This is a genomic window from Pseudomonas sp. GXM4 (genome assembly GCF_008923895.1).
Taxonomy (GTDB): Bacteria; Pseudomonadota; Gammaproteobacteria; order Pseudomonadales; family Pseudomonadaceae; genus Aquipseudomonas; species Aquipseudomonas atacamensis.
Genome location: NZ_WBRZ01000002.1, coordinates 1 through 20113 on the forward strand (window position 1 = coordinate 1; position 20113 = coordinate 20113).

General features: G+C 61.1%; 21 protein-coding genes and 1 tRNA gene. 7 read left to right on the forward strand and 15 right to left on the reverse strand.

Features of this window, described 5'->3' with window-relative positions:
• Positions 1–190: 190 nt before the first annotated feature.
• From F8N49_RS00485 to F8N49_RS28495, 10 genes are all read right to left on the reverse strand, one after another.
• Entirely contained in the window at positions 191–1168 is a 978-nt protein-coding gene (locus F8N49_RS00485) for a LysR family transcriptional regulator (protein ID WP_151550580.1), read from the reverse strand.
• Positions 1169–1335: 167 nt separating this feature from the next.
• A complete protein-coding gene (locus F8N49_RS00490; protein ID WP_151550581.1) occupies positions 1336–2283 on the reverse strand; it encodes a peptidylprolyl isomerase in 948 nt (315 codons plus the stop codon).
• Entirely contained in the window at positions 2280–2750 is a 471-nt protein-coding gene (locus F8N49_RS00495) for a YbjN domain-containing protein (protein WP_151550582.1), read from the reverse strand. Before F8N49_RS00495 ends, F8N49_RS00490 begins: the two co-directional genes overlap by 4 nt.
• A gap of 17 nt (positions 2751–2767) precedes the next feature.
• Positions 2768–3397 carry a DNA repair protein gene (locus tag F8N49_RS00500; protein ID WP_130899367.1) on the reverse strand — a complete coding sequence of 210 codons (630 nt, stop codon included), beginning with the start codon at positions 3395–3397 and terminating at the stop codon, positions 2768–2770.
• A 17-nt stretch (positions 3398–3414) separates the two neighbouring features.
• Positions 3415–5112 (reverse strand): putative porin, encoded by a 1698-nt coding sequence (locus F8N49_RS00505; RefSeq protein ID WP_151550583.1) that lies wholly within the window; start codon positions 5110–5112, stop codon positions 3415–3417.
• Positions 5113–5151: 39 nt separating this feature from the next.
• A complete protein-coding gene (locus F8N49_RS00510) occupies positions 5152–5856 on the reverse strand; it encodes an energy transducer TonB (RefSeq protein WP_130929959.1) in 705 nt (234 codons plus the stop codon).
• Positions 5857–5859: 3 nt separating this feature from the next.
• Complete coding sequence (locus tag F8N49_RS00515; protein WP_003201710.1) at positions 5860–6285, reverse strand: biopolymer transporter ExbD; 426 nt, start codon at positions 6283–6285, stop codon at positions 5860–5862.
• An 11-nt stretch (positions 6286–6296) separates the two neighbouring features.
• Positions 6297–8096 (reverse strand): DUF2341 domain-containing protein, encoded by a 1800-nt coding sequence (locus F8N49_RS00520; protein ID WP_151550584.1) that lies wholly within the window; start codon positions 8094–8096, stop codon positions 6297–6299.
• A gap of 12 nt (positions 8097–8108) precedes the next feature.
• Positions 8109–9707 carry a ShlB/FhaC/HecB family hemolysin secretion/activation protein gene (locus tag F8N49_RS00525; RefSeq protein WP_122610433.1) on the reverse strand — a complete coding sequence of 533 codons (1599 nt, stop codon included), beginning with the start codon at positions 9705–9707 and terminating at the stop codon, positions 8109–8111.
• A 54-nt stretch (positions 9708–9761) separates the two neighbouring features.
• Positions 9762–10373, reverse strand: coding sequence for a transposase (locus F8N49_RS28495; RefSeq protein ID WP_151550585.1), 612 nt, complete (start codon positions 10371–10373; stop codon positions 9762–9764).
• 414 nt (positions 10374–10787) lie between these two features.
• On the opposite strand from F8N49_RS28495, the gene F8N49_RS00535 reads away from it, so the two are divergent.
• From F8N49_RS00535 to F8N49_RS00550, 4 genes are all read left to right on the forward strand, one after another.
• Positions 10788–12410, forward strand: a complete 1623-nt coding sequence (locus tag F8N49_RS00535; protein WP_122704468.1) for an NADP-dependent glyceraldehyde-3-phosphate dehydrogenase — start codon at positions 10788–10790, stop codon at positions 12408–12410.
• 102 nt (positions 12411–12512) lie between these two features.
• Complete coding sequence (locus F8N49_RS00540) at positions 12513–12869, forward strand: DUF3302 domain-containing protein (protein WP_122746350.1); 357 nt, start codon at positions 12513–12515, stop codon at positions 12867–12869.
• Positions 12870–12871: 2 nt separating this feature from the next.
• On the forward strand, positions 12872–13831 hold the full coding sequence (locus F8N49_RS00545) for an HlyD family secretion protein (protein WP_016774598.1): 960 nt from the start codon (positions 12872–12874) through the stop codon (positions 13829–13831).
• Positions 13832–13888: 57 nt separating this feature from the next.
• A complete protein-coding gene (locus tag F8N49_RS00550; protein ID WP_178116870.1) occupies positions 13889–14929 on the forward strand; it encodes an FUSC family protein in 1041 nt (346 codons plus the stop codon).
• Positions 14930–14932: 3 nt separating this feature from the next.
• Here the strand turns inward: F8N49_RS00550 and F8N49_RS00555 are convergent, their stop codons facing one another.
• Positions 14933–15826: a DMT family transporter gene (locus F8N49_RS00555; protein WP_122746351.1), complete on the reverse strand. Its 894-nt coding sequence runs from the start codon at positions 15824–15826 to the stop codon at positions 14933–14935.
• Positions 15827–15974: 148 nt separating this feature from the next.
• Here F8N49_RS00555 and F8N49_RS00560 point away from each other — a divergent pair, with 148 nt between their 5' ends.
• A complete protein-coding gene (locus F8N49_RS00560; RefSeq protein WP_056785725.1) occupies positions 15975–16412 on the forward strand; it encodes an Lrp/AsnC family transcriptional regulator in 438 nt (145 codons plus the stop codon).
• A 58-nt stretch (positions 16413–16470) separates the two neighbouring features.
• Positions 16471–16800 (forward strand): YceK/YidQ family lipoprotein, encoded by a 330-nt coding sequence (locus F8N49_RS00565; protein WP_071172328.1) that lies wholly within the window; start codon positions 16471–16473, stop codon positions 16798–16800.
• Between the two features lie 65 nt (positions 16801–16865).
• On the opposite strand, the gene F8N49_RS00570 is transcribed toward F8N49_RS00565, so the two are convergent.
• On the reverse strand, positions 16866–17537 hold the full coding sequence (locus F8N49_RS00570; RefSeq protein ID WP_008006561.1) for a Bax inhibitor-1/YccA family protein: 672 nt from the start codon (positions 17535–17537) through the stop codon (positions 16866–16868).
• Between the two features lie 123 nt (positions 17538–17660).
• On the opposite strand from F8N49_RS00570, the gene F8N49_RS00575 reads away from it, so the two are divergent.
• Positions 17661–17748, forward strand: a tRNA-Ser gene (locus F8N49_RS00575).
• Between the two features lie 88 nt (positions 17749–17836).
• On the opposite strand, the gene F8N49_RS00580 is transcribed toward F8N49_RS00575, so the two are convergent.
• The 3 genes from F8N49_RS00580 to pstB form a co-directional block, all read right to left on the reverse strand.
• Positions 17837–18541 carry a hypothetical protein gene (locus tag F8N49_RS00580; RefSeq protein WP_241149622.1) on the reverse strand — a complete coding sequence of 235 codons (705 nt, stop codon included), beginning with the start codon at positions 18539–18541 and terminating at the stop codon, positions 17837–17839.
• Positions 18541–19239: a hypothetical protein gene (locus tag F8N49_RS00585; protein WP_122750811.1), complete on the reverse strand. Its 699-nt coding sequence runs from the start codon at positions 19237–19239 to the stop codon at positions 18541–18543. The genes F8N49_RS00580 and F8N49_RS00585 overlap by 1 nt, the downstream gene beginning before the upstream one ends.
• Positions 19240–19332: 93 nt before the next feature.
• Complete coding sequence (pstB, locus tag F8N49_RS00590) at positions 19333–20094, reverse strand: phosphate ABC transporter ATP-binding protein PstB (RefSeq protein ID WP_016774591.1); 762 nt, start codon at positions 20092–20094, stop codon at positions 19333–19335.
• Positions 20095–20113: the final 19 nt, after the last annotated feature.

Here is a 20113-nt window from a genome sequence, read left to right on the forward strand (position 1 = left end):
GCGTTCCAGCTCTGGGGGGACGCAGAGCGTCCCGGGCTGCATTCCCACGCGGAGCGTGGGAACGATCAACGGCGTAAGCAATGAAGATTCTTGTGGGAGCGAGCCTGCTCGCGAATGCGGTTTGTCAGTCACTGCGGCTTCGACTGGCGGATTGCTTTCGCGAGCAGGCTCACTCCTACATGGGGGCGGGTCAAGGCTGGAACCATTCGTGGCGTTCGTTGAAGGTTTGCTGGATGAGGTCGGTGAGGGCTTGGATTTCGGGCGCGTTTCGTGAATCGGCGTTGATCGCCAGCCACGCGTGTAGCTGCATCGGTTCGGCGAATAATCCGGGCAGTGCGATGAGGCCACGATCGAATCTGCTCATGTATGCCGGCAGCAACCCGATGCACGCGCTGCAGCGAATCATCTCCAGCATCAATTCATAAGACTGCATCTGCACCACCCCAGCCAACCTCTCCTCCACCAACTCATTCCACGGCCGAAAGCTCTCAACCTGTCGATCATGCTGCCAGTGCACCAACATGAAATCAGCCAGATCATCCGGCGTTTCCGGTCGCGCTGTCACCCGCGAATAGCGCTTGGCAATGTGCGGCAGATATTCAATTCGCGCGAGGTATTGCGGTGCGCTGGTGGCGAAGGTGGGACCAAGGTTTGGAGCTTCGCCGGAGGCGAGCCAGAGGACAATGTCGGCGCTGACCGCACGCAAGGCCAGTTCGCTGTCAAGGGCGATGATTTCCAGGCGCAGGCTGGCGTTGCGCCGCAGCAGTGCGATGAGGTCGCGGCCGAGGATGTCGTGGAGGATGGATGCGGCGACGGCGAGGCGGATCAGTGGCTGTTCGATGACCGGGAGTTTGCGTTCGTGGGCCAGGGTGCTGAGTCGGGCCTGCAACTGTTGGCCTTCGCGGGTGAGCGTTAGGGCGCTGCCCTGGAAGCTGAACAGGCTGTGTTGCAGTTGTTGTTCGAGTTGCGCGAGTTGTTTGCGCAGCAGCGTCGAGCGCACATTGAGGCTGCGCGCGGCTTGCATGAAGCAGCCGCAACGGGCGCTGGCGAGGAAGTACCGGGCGACTTCGCTGTCGATGGTTGCGGCCTGGAGCCAGGGTTCGGGGCTGGTTTGGGGCGTTTGGTAATCAGCGGTGCCCGGGCGTCCTGCGGGTTCAGTGAATGACATTGATGACTCCCTGTCGATCTAATGTGGTTGCTCTGAATACACCGGATTTCATTGTGGGAGCGAGCCTGCTCGCGAAAACGTTGGCACATTCAACATCTTCGCTGACTGACCCACCGCATTCGCGAGCAGGCTCGCTCCCACAGGGGTGAATGGCGTTCTGGCTAACGTCAGTGTTTTTCCTCCAGGACTTTGTTCAGTTCAGCGCCGTCGATGCTCAGGGTGGCGGTGTTGAGCATGCCGTCCAGATAAGCCTGGGCGATCTGTTCCTGGCGTTGTGCGCGCAGGGCCTGGGTCAGTTGGTCGCGCAGTTCCTCCAGCGTCGCGGTGCGGGCCGGTTGTTGTTCGGTTAGTTTGATCACATGAAAACCGGCGGCGCTTTGCACCGGATCAGACACGGCGCCCACCTTGAGCCGCGCCACAGCGCTGCGCACTTCCGGCACCAGTTGTTGCAACGGTTGCAGGCCGGTATCACCGCCCCGCTCTGCCGTGACGCGATCCTGCGAATATTGCGTAGCGAGCGCCGCAAAATCAGCCGGTGCTGACTGCGCCTTCTTGCTCAATTCAGCGGCTTGTTTGCGTACGGTTTCCAACGAAGCGGAATCACTGACAGCAAGGAAAATCTGACTGACCCGGTACAGCGCCGGCGTCTGCCAATTGGCCTTCCCCGCGTCGTACGCCTGCTGCAACTCGGCCGCGCTCGGATACTCCGTCGGCACCTGACTCACCGAGCGCAAATAATCACGGAACACGATCTGCTCAGTCGCTGCGCGAGTCTGCCGGGCGACGTCCGGACGCTGCGCCCACCCCTGCGCATCGGCCTGTTCCAGAACGGCTTTTTCCGCCAGTCGCGCACGAATCCAGCGTTCCAGCGCCTCACGGTTGCCGCGCAGTTGTTCGCGGGTTTGCGCCGGGACAGTGGCCAGCAGCGCCTGCAATTCCTCTGGCGAAACCTGCTGATTGCCTAACCGCGCCACTGCTGGCCCGGCTGCAACCGCCATCACCGGCGAGGACTGCTGAGCGGCGACCGGATCACTGCCCGGCCGCAGCACCAGCGCCACGGCCACCACCAACAACGCCAGCGCTCCGGCGCCGATCACCATGGCAGGCTTTTTCACAGCGCGACTTCCTCTTGTTCGGCGATAGCTGATTTGGCGGTTTGCACACCAGTGGCCTGGCTGAAGTCGCGCAGGTAAACGATGAATTCCTGCAACAGGCGATCCCACAATTCCAAATTGCCGCGCAGGTGCTCGTTGCTCACCCCAGCGGCCACGACCACGTCCATTTCCATCAGCAGAAACTCGCCCTGCAACGACAACCGTGCAAACCGCCGCGTAGCGTTCCACTGCTCGGCCACGCCCTGGGGCAAGTCGCCCTGCACGCGCAGCGCACAGCTGAAGGTGAAATCAACAAAGTTGCCCTGCTCCACCGCCGGGTTACCGAAACGCACGGCGTAGCCGATGCCCTGACTGGCGCTGAGCAATTGCACGATGCCGTTCTGTTCGCTCTGGTTGACGCGATAACCGGCGGCTTGCAGAACGTCGGTCAGTGATTGCGGGGAAACGTGGGTGATCAATTGAGTCATGGCTTTCTTCCTTGTTATCAGTGAGCGATCGCGGCTTGCGGCGCGTCGAATTGGGTTTTGTACAGCTCGTCGCCAAAGCCTTGCGCCAGCTCATCGAACTTGACCCGGGCACTGCCGGCGAATGGCTGGCGGATCTTCATCACTTCGGCGACGTCGATGTTTTCGTAGGCCGTGAGGATCTGTTTGGCGACACCGTACATTTGCTGATTCTTGGCTGAACATTGCTGCACTTGTGTGTCACGTTCCGCCAGTTGCGCTTGCAGCTTCGAGCGTTCGGCTTCCTTGCCGCGAGCGAGGACCAGCAACTCGTCGTAGGCTTTTTTGAACTTGCCAGTCTGCTCGGCACTGGCCGCAACTTGCGCCTGCGCCTGGCTGTGCAGGCTCTGTTGTTGCCCGGCCAGTTGCTCGGCGAGGCCTTTGGCTTTGGCCAGTTCGGCAGTCAGCTGCTTGATCTGCGCTTGCGCTGCCTTGGCTTCGTTCTGCGCCGCCAGTTGCGCGGCGCTGGCCTGGGCCTGTTGGCTTTGCAGGGCCTGCAATTGCTGGGTGGTGCTGCGCAGTTGCGTGCGCAAGCGTTCTTCCATGCCTTCGCCGTTCGCCCCGGTGGCAATCAACAAACCCAGGCCCAGCGCGAGAAAACGCGTGTTCATAAAGCTCTCCCGGCGCCTTAGAAGCGCGTGTTGATCTCAAGCTGCAAGACGTCGATGTCGAACGGCGCGCCGTACACCGCTTCGGTGCTCATCCAGCGACCCGTGGCGGAAACGTTCTTCGCCAGACCGTAGTTGCCGCCCATGAAATAGCCCTTGGCGTTGGTGCCGCCTAGGTGGAACGACGAGTCGTTGAAGCCGTCGGGCAAGGCGTCCGGCTGGATGTACTTGTAGCCGGCGAACAGGTTCCAGTCGCCCTTGCGCTTGAGGTCCAGCGCGTTGCCGAGGGTGAACTGCACCATCCATGCATTGGCGCCGCTTTCGATCTCGCCGTTGCTGTCGAGGTTGTTGACGATCTGCCCGGCGGAACGCTTGCGCATGTCGCCTTCGTCGTAGCTGAGGTTGTGGATGTAGTTGCCCTGGCTGCGCAGTTTGAAGTCCTGCGGCAGGTCGGCATCCCAGACCACGTTGAGATCGAGCAGGTTGAACTCGGACGCAAGCCCGACGAATTGCGGCTGCGGCGTAGCGCTCGGGTTGAGCGGGTTCGGCGTGATGTCACGCAGTAGGAACACGCTGTTGCCCTTCTGCATGAACGCTGCGCGGGTGCCATCGCTGTCGCAGCCCGGCGCGCCGGCCCACGGTTCGCAGGGGCTGGAGCGCTGGCCTTGTATGTCGTCGAAGCGGTAATAGGCCAGCGCACCTTTGAGGCGGTTGTTGCTATTGATCGCCCACTTCGCGCCGAGCTGCGCGCCGTACAGCCATTTGTTGTCGCTCTCTTCCTTGTCGAAACCGTTACTGCTGGAGGTGTCGTTGGTGTAATCCACCGGGAACGCGCCGACCGTGCCGAACACGCCCCAATCGCGGCTGAGCTTGTGATCGAAAATCGCCGCCACACCGTCGAAATTCAGGTCGTTGGAATAGAGCATGTCGGTGGACATGAACGGGTTGGCGAAGCGCCCGCCGGTCAGGGTCAGCTCGTCCGTTGGCTTCCAGCTCAGGTAACCCTGATCGAGCCAGATGTCTTTCTTGGCGAAGCCGCCGCCGAGGTTCTGCGTGGTCGATACCGGGTTGTTGTCCGAACCGGTGCCGATGCGAATGCCGGCGGTCCATTCCTCCGAAATCACCGCTTTCATGCCCAGGCGAGCGCGCAGGCGAAAGAGGTTTTCCCGGTCTTCACGGGTGTTGAGCAACGGCGGCAGGCTGGTGCTGCTGTTGGGGTTCACGTCGTACGGGCCGTTGTTGTTGAGCTTGGCGAAGTCGACGATTTCGTTGCTGTTGTTGCCCGAGTAGTACCGCGACTCGTCTCGCAGGCGAATGTCGCCGTCGAAACTGATGCGCGAGGCCCAGTCCGGAAAGGTATTCGGCGCGGCCCAGTTTTCCTGTTTGGCGGTGGCCATGACCTCGGCTTTGACCTGATCGCGGATCTGGTCGCGCACTGCTGCCGGTACGTACTGCACGCGCACATCCCCCGGCGCGGCGACCGGCCCGGCCGCGACTGCGGTGGACGCTGCGGCCTGTTTGGCCTGCGCCGCTTCGTTCTGCGCCTGGGCGATCAGCGCGTCGGCCTTGTCCTGCTTGAGAATGCCCTGCTCGACCAGCAAGCGGATCAGATTGATCGTGGCGTTCTCCGACGGCGCAGGCGCTGCCACGGCCTGACCGACCAGGGTCGCAATGACCATGCCGACCGCCAGGGACAATCGATTCACGTTGGAAATCATTTGCACACAACTCCTTTTGCCGAAGCTTGAATAAGTGAATTAACCCGGACGCCGCCCTTGCAGGGACAGGCGCACGGGCAAAGTGATGGAGGCCGGAGGCCGCTCGCTGAGGGCTGGCGCACCGCGTAAAGCGGCCAGCACCTGGGTATCGATTTGCGGGTTGCCGCTGGACTTGATCAGCTCGACACGGGTGATCTCGCCGACGCTGCTCAGCCAGACGTCGGCCTGCAGCGAGAACGCGAGGTTGCGCAGGTCGGGGTTCTCGCGCAGCAAACGCTGGAAGGTGAACGCGAGAAACTGGCTGTACGTGCCCGTGCCCAAACGCCCGCCGCCAGCACCGGCCATGCCGCCGCCCTTGCCCGCGCCGATGTTGAAAGCGTCGCTGCCGGACTGCGCGTCGCCGTCCATTTGCATCGGATTGGCCAGATCGTCCGCCGGCGATGGCGGCGCCTCTTCTTCAGGCTTGACCTCCTCCGGCTCCGGCGTTGGCTCGGGCTCGACGACTTTTTCTTCCACCGGCGTTTCCGGCTCTGGCGGTTTCTCCGGCGGCGGTGGTGGCGGTGGCGGCAATGGAATGATCGTCGGCACTTTCGGCGCTTCGCGGCGCACGCCGGCCATGTCGTTGGCCCACTGCCAGAGGAACCACGCGGCGAGCGCGGCGACCAGCAGTCCGGCGCCCCACTTCACATAGCGCAACGGCGACTTTTTCACGGGCGGCGGTTCGATCGGGAGTTGTGCGGTCATGACTCAGCCCTGACTCGGTTTGCCGGTAACGAGACCGACCTGGGACAGTTCGAGCCGGCGCAGCAGGTCGAGCACTTCGATGACTTTCTGGTACTGCACCGTCGCATCGCCACGCACGATCACCGGGAAATCCGGGCTCTGCGCTTTCTCGATGCGCAGGCGTTCTTCCAGCTCGGCCAAAGTGACCGGATAGGCATCGAGGAACACCTGGCCGCCGTCGTTGACCGAGATCGCCTTGGTCTTCGCTTCCGACAGCGACACCGACGCGCTGGCCTTGGGCAGGTTGATCTGGATCCCGGAGACCTGCGCGGTGGCGGTGAGGATGAACATCACCAGCACCACCATCAGCACATCGACCAGTGGGGTGATGTTGATGCTGTCGACGGCGGCATCGTCATCATCGTCGTGGGAGGCATTTACGGACGCCATGGCAGTGCTCCTCAGGCCGGTACGGAGTGGTTGGCGTGATGGCCGCGCTGGTGCGACGCCTCACTGAACTGGCTTTCGCCATGCATCTCTGCCAGACGAGTGATGAACTCGTCGACGAACACGCGCATGTCGGCGCTGACTTCCTTGTTGCGGGTGATCAGGCGGTTGTAGCCAAACAGCGCGGGGATCGCGACGAACAGGCCCATCGCCGTGGCCAACAGCGCGGCGGCCATACCGGGAGCGATGGCGTTGATGTTGACGTCGCCGGCCATTGCCGTGCCGAGGAACACCACCATGATCCCCAGCACCGTGCCGAGCAGGCCGATATACGGGCCGCCGGCGATGGCGTTGGACAGGGTCGAGAGTTTCGAACTCAGTTGCTGGTTTTCGCGGGTGCGCACGCCGTCCATCGAGCAGCGGATGGCTTCGATGGTCGCCGCTGAAACCGAGGAGGTATCAGCGCCCTGCTCGCGACGGGTACGGATCTCTTTGACCGCCACCAGGTAAAGGCGCCACAGCGATGAATGCTGCAGGCGTTGGGCCAGTTGCGCGTCGTCGGCGAACATCTCCAGACGCGTGCCGACTTTGGCGAATTGCACGCGGAAGTCTTCGTTGGCCGCAGTCACGCGGCTGAGGCTGCGGTTCTTGCGCAACATGATGATCCACGACTGGAACATCATCAGCACCAGCACGGCGATGATCACCCAGGCGTCGACTGGCACGGCGTTGAGCAGGAAGCCGAGGCTGCCGAAGCCAAAGCCGGACTGCTCTTCATCGACGCCGTAAGCCACCAGTTTCGACTCGGCGCCTTGCGAGGTGGCATCGGCCAGCAACAACGCGGCCGGACGGGCGACTTTCGACAGGCGCAGCTCATCAATAGCGCCAGCGAATGGCTGGAACGCGCCTTCCTGCAGATCGGCGCCGATGGCCATGACCGAGTTGAACGCCGGCATCGCCTGGGCCAACGTAGCACTTTCGCGACCGTTGATATACAGGGTGACTTTCGAGCCCTCGGCGGTCAGCGCAACGTGTTGCCATTGCGCCGGCGCCAGCGCCTGGGTGGCAGCAGCGCGCTGGCCGTCGATTTCCACGAACGGCAGGCCTTGGCTGACGCCGATCAGCAGACTTTGCGTGCCTTCGCGACGCGCCAGTATCACTTGTTCGCCGCTGGCCTGATCCAGACGCAGCCAGGCACTGAAGGTGAACGCGCTGCCGGCGTTGTGTTGCAGCGACGGACTGGCCGGCAGCAACAACGGCTGGCCGCTGAACTGCAAGGCGCGCCCGACGACGCCATCAATCGCTGTGCCGGTCGCGCTTTGCGCGGTGTTGCCGTACGCCGTGGTGTCTTTCGCCGGGGTGCCGGTGGCGCCGTCGAAGTGATACAGCGCGGTGTAATTCGGATCGAAAGTGAGTTGGCCGTTGCCAGTGGCCGGGGCTTTCTGGTTGCCGTAGTACATCCAGATGTCCTGACGCTGACCACCCTCGACATTCGGCACATCGACCCAGATCAGCGCCATCCCCATCAGCGCATCGAAACTTTCGATCTGGTGGTTGAGCACGGTTTTGTCATCCGCCGCGACGAAACGCAGATCGGAGCCGTCCTCTTTCACGCCGTCGAAGGTGAAGTTGCCGGTGTGCAGGCGCACCAGCAGCGCGGTGCGGCCGAGGTCCTGATTGATCGCCGCGCCTTGTGGCGTGGTGTCGACGGCGATCTGTTTGCGGTAATGCCAGTCGTCCTGCCACCAGGCCTGAGCCGTGGCCGGGAGCACGAAGCCCAGGCAGATCAACAACGAAAGGAAGAGGCGTTGCATGGACGTGCTCCGTTAGAAAGTGGCTTGGAGGTTGAAGTGCAGGCGCGATTCCTGCTTTGAGGTGTTCGGCCCTTCGAGTAGCGGGTAGCCCCAGTCGAGGCTGCCGGACAGCCATTTACTCAGGCTGGCGCGGGTGCCGAGGCCGACGCTGGCCAGGGCGTAATTGGCGTCCTGATCCGGCAGTTCGTCGCGCAGGTAAAGTTGCGCACCCTCGGCGAAGGCGTAGAAGCGCCAGTCCTGCATCCACGTGCCGGCAAATTTCGCCAGCGACGGTGTGCGCAATTCCTGGCTGAGCAAATAGCCGTCATCGGCGGTGCGCTCTGCCGCGAGATAGCCGCGCACGGAGGTGGCGCCACCGGCGGAGAATTGTTCGTTGGAAACCAGCGGCCCCGAGGCGAGTTGGAATGCGGCTTTGCTTGCGCTCTGCCAGTCGCTGTCGAAGGTCCAGGTGTAGTTGGTGTCGCCCTTGAGCACGGCGAAACTCGGTTTGGCGCGATAACGTTTGTAGTCGAAGTCTTCGTCGTCGCTGCCGTAGCCGAACACGCTGCGGGTCGCGGCAACCAGACTCAGGCCGAGGCCGAGCTGGCTCTTTTCGCTGTAACGAAAGCCGTTGTAGGCGAAGGTGAACGGCGCGTATTTCAGCGGCACCTTGTCGCTTTCGCCGGACAGGCTCAGGCGCTCGTCGAAGTCCTTGAAGTCGATCCCGGCCGACAACGAGTTCGACCAATTGCCGCTCGAGGGCAATGTGTAAATCGCCGCGACGCCGTAGCTGTGACCCTTGCCGAGCACGTTGCTGCCGCCGATGGTGGCGACGTTGCTGTCGGACTGGTAACCGGAGAACTGCACGCTCCAGCGCTCGCTCAGCGGCGCGGTGTAGGACCCGGACCAGACCTTGGCGTTGTCGGTTTCCTGCGGCGCGGTGAAGAACGTCAGGTTGACGCTGTGGCCGAGCTGCCAGAGGTTGTTGTAACCGAGACTGGTGACGCTGCGCAGCTTTTCGGTGTCGGCACTGTAGTCGTTATTGAGGCCGACGCTGGCCGTCCACGGGTTCTGGTCTTCGACCTGCAAGTCGACATCCATGGTGCCGGGGCGCTGACCTTCGCGCACCAGCGGCATGACCTGGCGACCGGGGGTCTTGTTGAGCTGCGCGAGTTCGCCCTGGACTTTTGCAAAGTCCGGCACCTCGCCTTCTTTCAGCGCCGGGACGTTGTCGCGGATATCCAGCGGCGAATAGTGTTTGGCGCCGACCACGCGCACCCGGCCGACCTTGGTTTCGCTGACTTGCAGATAGACGATGCCATCGGCCACGGCCTGCTCGGGCAGCTCGACAAACACCGATTGATAGCCGCGTTCCTGATAGGCCTTCTGCAACGCATCGCGGGCGCCTTCGATGTCGCTCAAGGCTTTCTGCGGGCCGAGAAACGGGTACACCGCTTCTTCGATCGCCCGGGCATCGAGCACGGTATTGCCGCGCACGAAGTATTCGTTGACGTCGACCAGTCGCTGCGCGGCGGGCGCTTCTGTGCCCTCCTCGGCCAGCGCCGGCTGCGCGCCCGCCGTCACCAGCAGCCAGCCCCACAGCGCCAGCCGTGACGTGAAAATCCGTTCCACATTACCCCCTGAAATTCGCGATGACCTGTGGGCGTTAGCGCCCGGTGTGCTGCGTCAATTGCTGATCGTGGTGGCGCAGGCGTGCTTGCCCAGCCAGGTGTGCAACAGCGCAAAGTTCAGCGAGAACTCGGGCATTTGCAGCAGGGCACCGCAGAACACTTCGCCGATGATTTTCTGAATCAGCAGCACCGCGCGCGGCTCGTTGAGCAGCGTGGCGATGTCACGGCTGAGGGCGGTGAAACTCCAGACTTTCTGGTTCAGGCCGAGGCCGACGAACCAGCGGAACAGCAGGTTGTAGTTCAGCTGTTCGTAGAGCTGCTGTTCGCTGGGCACCGAATACAGCAATTGCAGGAGCAGGATGTGCATCACCGTCTGCGCGGGAATGAGCATGCCGGGTGCGGCATTGAGGTCGTGCAGCAGGTCCTGGTGGGCGCCGAGCAGATCGTCGATCTGCGGGCGCAGCAACACTAGCGAATGGCCCGGCGGAATGTAGCTGGACACTTCTTTCAGAGCGCCCTGCCAGTCCTCCTGCGAGACGATCCAGACCCACGGCGCGCCGTAGCGATACACCGAAACCGGCTTCTTGCGCGCCGCTTCGACGATCTTCGACAGGCGTTGATCAAGCTCCTGCATGCCCACTTTCGAATAGCGTTCCATAGTCCCCATTGCCTCACTCCCGGCGTCCCGCCTCGGCTTGCAAAGTACGCCCCGAAAGGCCCCTCAAGCGCGTTACACAGGCATGACCGGACTGGCAAAGGGCTACCGAACTTTTGTCATAAAAGCTTCATTACGAAACTGCACATGGCCCGCGAAATCACTCAGACCCTGTGGGAGCTGGCTTGCCAGCGATGGCGGTGGGTCAGTCAATCAAGCGGGTGGATGTGCCGACCCCATCGCTGCCAAGCCAGCTCCCACAGGGATTCGGGGTGGCATGAAGCTTCGGCGACGCACCCGCCCTTCTGCCCTGCACCGTTGCGTGACATTCGCGTGACATTCACGGGGTTAAATCCCGGCCCGTTCAGGCGTATAACCTTCACAAGACTTTCAATCGGCACGCCGACTTCAACACAGGGTAGTGACATGACAGCAAACATCCTTGGCAACCTGTTCCCTTCGGTCAGCGACATCCCGGAAAAATATCGCCTCGACGCTCAGGTCGAGCAGCGTGAATACCTGGTCGATGGCCAATTGCGCCGCTGGGACGGCCCGCTCGCGCAGGTGCGCAGCCCGGTTTATCTGAAAAGCGAAAACGGCGAAGAACAGGTGATCCTCGGCAGCACGCCGCTGCTGGATGCCGACACCGCCCTCACCGCCCTCGACGCTGCCGTTCGCGCTTACGACCGAGGTCAGGGCCTGTGGCCGACCATGCGCGTGGCCGAGCGCATCCAGCATGTCGAAGCGTTTCTCGGCCGCATGCGCGAGCAGCGCGAGGCCGTGGTCAAGCTGCTGATGTGGGAGATCGGCAAGAACCTCAAGGACTCGGAAAAAGAGTTCGATCGCACCTGCGATTACATCGTCGACACCATCAATGCCCTGAAAGAACTCGACCGCCGTTCCAGCCGCTTTGAGCTGGAGCAGGACACCCTCGGTCAGATTCGCCGCGTGCCGCTCGGCGTCGCCTTGTGCATGGGGCCTTACAACTACCCGCTGAACGAAACCTTCACCACGCTGATTCCGGCACTGATCATGGGCAACACCGTGGTGTTCAAACCGGCCAAGCTCGGCGTGCTGCTGATTCGGCCGTTGCTCGAAGCCTTCCGCGACAGCTTCCCGAGCGGCGTGATCAACGTCATCTACGGCAGCGGCCGCGAGACCGTCAGCGCGCTGATGGCCAGCGGCAAGATCGACATTTTCGCCTTCATCGGCACCAACAAGGCTGCCAGTGACCTGAAGAAGCTGCACCCGAAACCACACCGTTTGCGCGCGGCTCTGGGTCTGGACGCCAAGAACCCGGGTATCGTCCTGCCCGAAGTCGATCTCGACAACGCCGTCAGCGAAGCGGTCACCGGTTCGCTGTCGTTCAACGGTCAGCGCTGCACCGCACTGAAAATTCTTTTCGTGCATGAAGACGTGGTCGACAGCTTCATCGAGAAATTCAACGCCAGACTGGCCACGCTGAAACCGGGCATGCCGTGGGACAGCGGCGTGGCGCTGACGCCGCTGCCGGAGTCGGGCAAGGTCGATTATCTGCACGGTCTGGTCGCGGATGCGCAAAGCAAAGGCGCACAGGTGGTCAACCCGAATGGTGGCGAGTCCCACGCCTCGTTCTTCTACCCGGCAGTGCTCTATCCGGTGAACCCGCAGATGCGCGTGTATCAGGAAGAACAGTTCGGCCCGGTCGTGCCCATCGTGCCGTACCGCCACCTCGATACGGTGATCGACTACGTGCTGGAATCCGATTTCGGCCAGCAGTTGAGCATCTTCGGCACCAACCCGGTGGCGGTCGGCCGGCTGGTCGACACTTTCGCTAACCAGGTCGGGCGGATCAACCTCAACGCCCAGTGCCAGCGCGGCCCGGACACTTACCCGTTCAACGGTCGCAAAAACTCCGCCGAAGGTACGCTGTCGGTTCACGATGCATTGCGAGTGTTTTCGATCCGCACGCTGGTGGCGACCAAATTCCAGGAGAGCAACAAGGACCTGATCAGCGAGATCATTCGCGGGCGTGATTCGAGTTTCCTGACCACCGATTACATCTTTTGACGGATGATCGGCAGGATTGAATGATCCTGCCGATCCGTCAGCCCCCCGGCGATTCAGTGACTACACTCAGCCCAGCATTGCTGGATGCCCGGGAGGCTGACCATGCTCGATTACTTCGCATTGGGTCTGTTGGTTTTTGTCGGTCTCGTGCTGTTTTACGGGATCATCGTGCTGCATGACATTCCGTACGAGATCGCCGTCCACCGCAACCACCCGCACCAGGACGCGATCCATGCCACGGGCTGGGTCAGCCTGTTTACCCTGCATGCGCTGTGGCCGTTTCTGTGGATCTGGGCGATGGCTTATCGCGAGGATCGCGGTTGGGGTTTCGGCGATGGCAAACCCATTCAGAACCACGTCAATCAACTGGAGCAGCAGGTCCTCGAGCTGCAAGCCCGGATCGAGCGGCTCGAAGCGCAGTCGCCGGTTGCGCCGCACTCTGACAGCCGGGGGATCTGAGCATGGATCTGTTGCTCATCCTCACGTACGCCGCACTCTGCGTCGCCATCTTCAAGATCTTCCGCATTCCGCTGAACAAATGGACGGTGCCCACCGCTGTCCTGGGTGGCGTGCTGATCATCGGCGCGCTGATTTTCACCATGAACTACAACCATCCCTATTCCGAGGTGGCGCGCTCCTACTTTGTCTCGGTGCCGGTCATTCCGATCATCAGTGGCCAGGTGATCGACGTACCGGTAAAGGGCAACGAACCCCTGGAAAAAGGCGACGTGCTGTTCCGCATCGATCCCACGCCTTTCCAGAACCGCCTGAAATCGCTCAAGGCGCAACTGGTTGCAGCGAAGGGCGACCGCTACCGCATCACCGAACTGATCCGCCGCAACTTCGGCACCCAGCGTGAACTGGATGCGGCCATTGCCCGCACCGACGATCTGCAGGCGCAACTCGACAATGCGCAGTTCGAGTTGGACAACACCGTGGTTCGAGCACCGAGCAAAGGCTTCGTCACCCACGTTTCGCTGCGCCCGGGAATGATGGCGAGCAAGCTGCCGCTGCGCCCGTCGATGGTGTTTATTCCGCAGGAAGGTCAGTACTTCGCCGCTTGGATGCGTCAGAACAGCCTGCTGCGTCTGACCGTGGGCGACGAGGCCGAAGTCGCCTTCGATGGCATTCCCGGCAAAGTCTTCGCGGGGCGAGTGAAAAGCGTGATCGGGGTGATCGCCGAGGGCCAGGTGCAACCTTCCGGCACGCTGATCAGCTACACCGGTTCGCCACCGGCGGGACGGGTGCCGGTGATCATTGAAATCACTGACCCGGCGTTCGCCGAATACAGCGCGCTCATGCCGGGCGGCGCCTACGGGCAAGCGGCGCTGTACAGTCAGCACTTTCATCACATCGGCGCGATGCGCAAAATCCTGCTGCGCATGTCCGCCTGGATGAATTACATTTTCCCCTTCCATTGATTTGACTGACTCACGAGGTTCGCACTGACTACTTACAGCACCCACCGCCTGCCACCGCTGTTGCGCCGTATCCTGCGTCCGCTGCTGGACCCGTATCGGCGCTACCGTCACGCCCGACTGATCCATTCCGTGCGGGTGGCGCTGGGGTTGCTGGCGACGATTCTGCTGACCACTGGCATCAATCTGCCCCACGGCGAATGGGCATCGGTGACCATGCTGGTGGTCATCGGCGGTTTGCAGCACCACGGCAACATCGGCAAAAAAGCCGCCGAGCGCGCCATTGGCACTTTGATCGGCGCGGGGGTCGGATTGGCCCTAGTGGCGCAGCACGCCTGGCTGGGCATGCCGTGGCTGACCTACTTTTCCATGGCTGTGGTGTGCGGTTTTTTCTCGTATCACGCGATTGGCAAGGGCGGCTACACCGCCCTGCTCTCGGCGATCACCGTGTTCATCGTTGCCGGGCATGGCGACAACCCGATCACCGATGGTCTGTGGCGCGGCGTCGACATCCTGATCGGCATCGCCCTCGCCCTGGCGTTTTCCTTCGCCCTGCCGCTGTACGCGGTCTACTCGTGGCGCTACAACCTCGCCGAAGCCTTGCGCGATTGCGCCACGGTATACGGGCGCATCATCAACGGTGAAGCGGTCAGCGCCGACGAGCATGTGCGGCTGATGAGCAAGGTCGGTGCGGTGATGGTGCAGTTGCGCTCGCTGATGCCGTCGGTGTCCAAGGAAGTGAAAATCTCCATGACCGAGCTCGACGCGATTCAGCGCAACCTGCGCATGTGCATCAGCACGCTGGAGATCCTCGGCAATATCCGCCCCAACGCAAGCGACCCGCAGGCCACGGCACATCTGCAAACGGCACTGAAGGCTGAGCACCGGCAAATTCGTGTGCAGCTGATCGGCATGGCTCGCGCGTTGAAAACCGGGGCCTCGCAACGGCTGGAGCGACCGATGGAGCTGCCAGCAGCGGACCTCGACGCGCCAGTTGCCAACACGCTCGACGGCTACCGGATGCTGACCCGACAACTGGCGGCCAATATCAGCGAGATGCGCCAGCGCTTGGCAGCAACCGCACCGCGCTGGAACATCTGATCCTTACTGCGCCGCCAGCCGCCGGGCTTTCCAGCCCCAACCTTGTTGCATGCCGGCGGCGGCGAGCAGGATCGCTGCGACGCCTATCCATTGCAGCAATTCGAGGCGATGGCCGAAGGCGAACCAGTCAACGAAAATCGCCGCGATCGGATAAATGAACGACAGTGCGCCGGTTAATGCCGTCGGCAGCTTTTGAATCGCGCCGTACAGCAAGACGTACATCAAACCGGTATGCACAATGCCCAGCGTCACCAGACTGGCCCACGCATCGGCGCCTTGTGGCAACGCATCGAAATGCGCGAACGGCGCGAGCAACAACACCCCGGTGCAGACTTGAATCAGCGCGATCAGATGTGGCGGCGTGCCGGTCAGGCGCTTGATGATCAGTGCGGCAATCGCATACAGAAACGCCGCGCCCAACGCCAGGGCAATCCCCAGCAGATAGTCATTGCCGCTCTCGCCTTGGGTACCATGGGCGCTGACAATCGCCAGCATGCCCAGAAACGAAATCGCCAACCAGAACAGCTTCTGCAAGGTGATTTTTTCGCCGAGGAACAACGCCGCCAAGCCGACCAGCATGAACGGCTGTACGTTATAGACAGCCGTGCCGATCGCAATCGAGGCGCGGGAATAGGATGCGAACAGCAGCACCCAGTTGCCGACAATCGCCATTCCACTGAGCACCGCCAGCAAAAACGTTGTGCGGGTCAGAATCCCCGGACGCAGGAAGCCGAAAGCGGCGCAGACCAACAGCAAGGTGCCGGCGCCGAACACGCAGCGCCAGAACACCACGTCGAGCACCGGTTGCCCGGACACCAGCACAAACCAGCCGATCGTCCCGGATATCAGCATGGCGGCGGTCATTTCCAGCGAGCCGCGGCGAATTGCGTTGTCCATTATTGTTCTCCTGAGGCTGTGAGCGAAGCATGGCAAAAGTATGCCAAGCGCACCTCGGGCTGCTCCAGCGCATAAAGCAGGCTAAACTTGGTTTTTGCCTTTTTTATCGAGGGTGATTTGCGTCCTTTGCCTAATCCGGAGTTTGAATGTGACTGACGATATCGATCAGATCCTTATCAGCGCGCTGATGGAAGACTCCCGTCGCTCGCTCAAAGCGCTGGCGCAGATCAGCGGCCTGTCATCGCCCAGCGTGGCGGAGCGGTTGCGGCGGCTGGAAGAACGCGGCGTGCTCAAGGGCTACACGGTGGAGATCGATCCGAAATGCTTCGGCTATCAGTTGCAGGCGATCGTCCGGGTGCGGCCACTGCCAGGGCAACTGCAGGAGGTTGAGCGGCAGATCATGTCGATTCCGGAGTTCACCGAGTGCGACAAGGTCACAGGTGACGACTGCTTTATCGCCCGCCTGCACGTGCGCTCGATGGAACAGCTCGATACCCTGCTCGACCGACTGAATACGTTGGCCGAAACCAACACCGCGATCGTCAAGAAGACCCCGGTCAAGCGACGCCTGCCACCGATGGCGTAGGTGTCTTTTACCAATGATCAGGGTAGATTGGGGTTTTTCGCGGCTAAGGAATGGCGCTATGAAAATTCAGGCAATACTGCTGGCCGGCATGCTGCTCGGCGGCTGTGGCACGATTCAGACGGTGGCGCGCGACGACCAGGCTGCCATTGACGGGCTCAAGCAGCAGAAAAGTTATTGCGGCGCGGTACCGAGAATCTACAGCGGCCTCGCTTATGACTTCTGTTCTTTGAATGCGCCGCTGGCCTCGGGTGTTGATGCCGATAATCATCGCAACACTGCGATCCCGGGGCTGTTGGTTGATGCCGTGGTCTCCGGTGCCCTCGATACGCTGCTGCTGCCGTACACGATCTACCGTCAGCAAGTGGACGGCAGCATCGTCATCAACTGAGCAGACACTTTTCTCCAGACAATAAAAAACCCGCCGAAGCGGGTTTTTTATTGCAGCCATTACGATCAGTCGTCGCGGCTCATGATGCCGAACAGTTGCAGCAGGCTGACGAACAGGTTGTAGATCGATACATACAGGCTGATGGTCGCCATGATGTAGTTGCGCTCGCCGCCGTGGATGATCGCGCTGGTCTGGAACAGAATGCAGACCGACGAGAACAGCACGAAGCCGGCGCTGATCGCCAGTTGCAGGCCGCTGATCTGGAAGAAGAAGCTCGCCAGTGTAGCGCCCAGCAGGACAAAGAAACCTGCGGTGATGAAACCACCGAGGAAGCTCATGTCCTTGCGGGTGATCAGCACGTAGGCCGACAGGCCACCGAACACCAGCGCGGTCATCGCGAATGCCGAGCTGACCACTTCAGCGCCGCCCTGCATGCCCAGGTAACGGTTGAGGATCGGGCCGAGCAGGAAACCCATGAAACCGGTCAACGCGAAGGCGGATACCAGGCCCCAGGCGGAATCACGGAGTTTGTTGGTGAGGAAGAACAGCCCGTAGAAGCCGATCAGCACCACGAAAATGTTCGGGTAGCCGACACGCATCTGCTGGGCTACGAAGGCCATCACGCCGCTGAATGCGAGGGTCAGAGCCAAGAGACCATAAGTGTTGCGCAGGACGCGGCTAACCTCTAGCTGCTCAGCCTGCACGCTGTTATTAACTGCGTAATCCTGTTCGCGCATGGCGACACTCCTGTTGGTTTGAAACGTTCAGTCGCAAAGATCATAACAGACGCTCTGTAACAAGCCATGCAGAGAGTTTGACAGTGTGTTTCATTCAGGTATTATGGCGCCCGCAACGCAAACGGAGGTGTGGCCGAGTGGTTTAAGGCAACGGTCTTGAAAACCGTCGACTGTAACAGGTCCATGAGTTCGAATCCCATCGCCTCCGCCATCTTATGTACGACAAAGCCCTGATTATTCAGGGCTTTGTCGTTTCTGCGAGACATGTTTTGCGCAGCAGCGTTTGCGCATCTATTGAGTCATTTCTCAGCAGTGCCTCGTACACCTGAGGCGCTGCTGTCCAGATAGCCAATGCGTACTCCCTCAGCCAAGCGACTCAAAGACAGCCTCCGCACGCTGTTGCACCGCGCCTGAGGTCTGCGCATTTGCTGCCAGGCGAGCTGCGCCTGGACCTTGGCCACCGAATCGAGCACTTTCTGCGCCCAGCGATCATCCTCGGGATGCACCACGACAACCCGGAAGCCATGATCCTTGCCTTCAATCTGCACGCCCTCCGAATCATCGACATGCAAGTCGATATCGAACGCTGGCGGATACTTGGAAGGCGCGTTCGACATCCCGTGCGCCGTCAGGGCACGGTTGTGCAGTACGCTGTTGACCACGCCGTCGACGCGGATACCGTACAGCGCCAACCAGCGCCTGATATAGGACGGCGTGCGCCCGGATGAGGTGTAGACCCAGACACTGCAATCCTGGTGACGCAGCTCTCGGATTAGCGATCGTGTGCCCATCCGCAACGGTTCACCCAGCCAACGATGAATACAGGCCGGTAGTCGACTGGTCTCGACTGCGCAGTGATGAAGCTGGCAGGCGAGCGTGTCATCGATATCGAACGAAATCCGTATACGCTGACGTTCGAACAACTGCGGCAAAGCGCAGCGGATAGCCTGCCCTGCCCGGCTGCCGAAGGTTCTCAATCTGGCAATTGCTGGTGTCCAGTTCATCAATGGCCACCCTGAGAGAGAGGCAAAGGCTTGCCTTTGAGAAAGAACTTCATTGGATCGGGCGCCTGTTCTTCCAGGAATGCTGCATATTTTTTCTTGATCTTGGGCAATTCGTACAACGCCTTGACGCCATGCTTGGCGGAGTTGCGGATGACCGAAGACGGGTTGAAATAGCCCTCGGCATTTTCCAGGGTCAACACGAATGGAGGCAGCCCCGCGCGCATGAGCAAGTAGCTGACAATCAGCGAGCCACTGCGGTTGTTGCCTTCGATAAACAGCTGCGGCTTGCTCAGAATGCGCACATAGACACCCGCTGCACGCTTCCAGACTGACTCACTGCGATATGCGCAATACCAGTTGTACAAGTCCTTGATGCCGCCCTCGACGTTGTTGAAGAAATGCGCCTCGGTGGCTGACAGATGCTGAGCGTATTCCAGCCGGCGCGCCGGATCCCGGCCACACAGCACCGTGGCATTGATCTCCAGCATCAGGTTCAGTTGCTGCAGATCGAACAGGTCGACGCCGCGGGCAACATATTCGTCAACCAACGCATAGCCTTCAAGCACATTGTGCAGAACTTCGTCGGTTAACGGGTCCCGGGGCTCGGTGAAGTGCCGGCTGAGCTCGGCGAAACGGCTCTGCACTTTCCGCAGTGCGCGTTCAATCGCAGGCAAATCAAGGCGATGCGTGGCAGGCATTGGAGCTCCTTGGAAACGCTTGGTAAATGTCCACCGATGCCCGCCAAATCCATTTGGCTTGTGCAGGTAGGCGGCCGTGACCGGTGCTGTGACTTAGCTGAACTTGCCGCTGATGTAATCGCCGGTCATCTGTTCACGGGGGTTGTCGAAGATCTGCGCGGTCGGGCCCATCTCGACCAGATAACCGGTGCGTGTGCCCTGGGAAATATCCACCGAGAAAAACGCCGTGGTGTCAGCAACACGGATGGCTTGCTGCATGTTGTGGGTCACCAGTGCGATGGTGTAGTCCTTCTTTAACTCGACCATCAACTCTTCGACGCGTCGGGTGGCGATCGGGTCGAGTGCCGAACAAGGCTCATCCAGCAGCAGGACTTCCGGCTCGGTGGCGATTGCCCGGGCGATACACAGGCGTTGTTGCTGGCCACCGGAGAGCGACAGGCCGCTGACCTTGAGCTTGTCCTTGACTTCGTCCCACAGCGCGGCGCCTTGCAGCGCATGCTTGACGCGGTCGCCGATATCGCCCTTGTAGCGGTTGAGGCGAAGACCAAACGCCACGTTGTCGAAGATGCTCATCGAGAACGGGTTAGGCTGTTGAAACACCATGCCGATGTAGCGACGTACGACCACCGGGTCGACGCCCTTGCCATAGACATCCTGCCCGAGGAAATGCACATGGCCCTCGAAACGAAAGCCCTTCACCAGATCGTTCATCCGGTTGAGGCTGCGCAGCACGGTACTTTTGCCGCAGCCTGAGGGACCGATGAATCCGGTGATCTTGTTTTTCTCGATGGGCACGTGGCTGTCACGTACTGCCATGAAGTTGCCGTAGAAAATCTTGTCCAGTTTGCAGTCCATGACTACAGGCGCCTGGGTG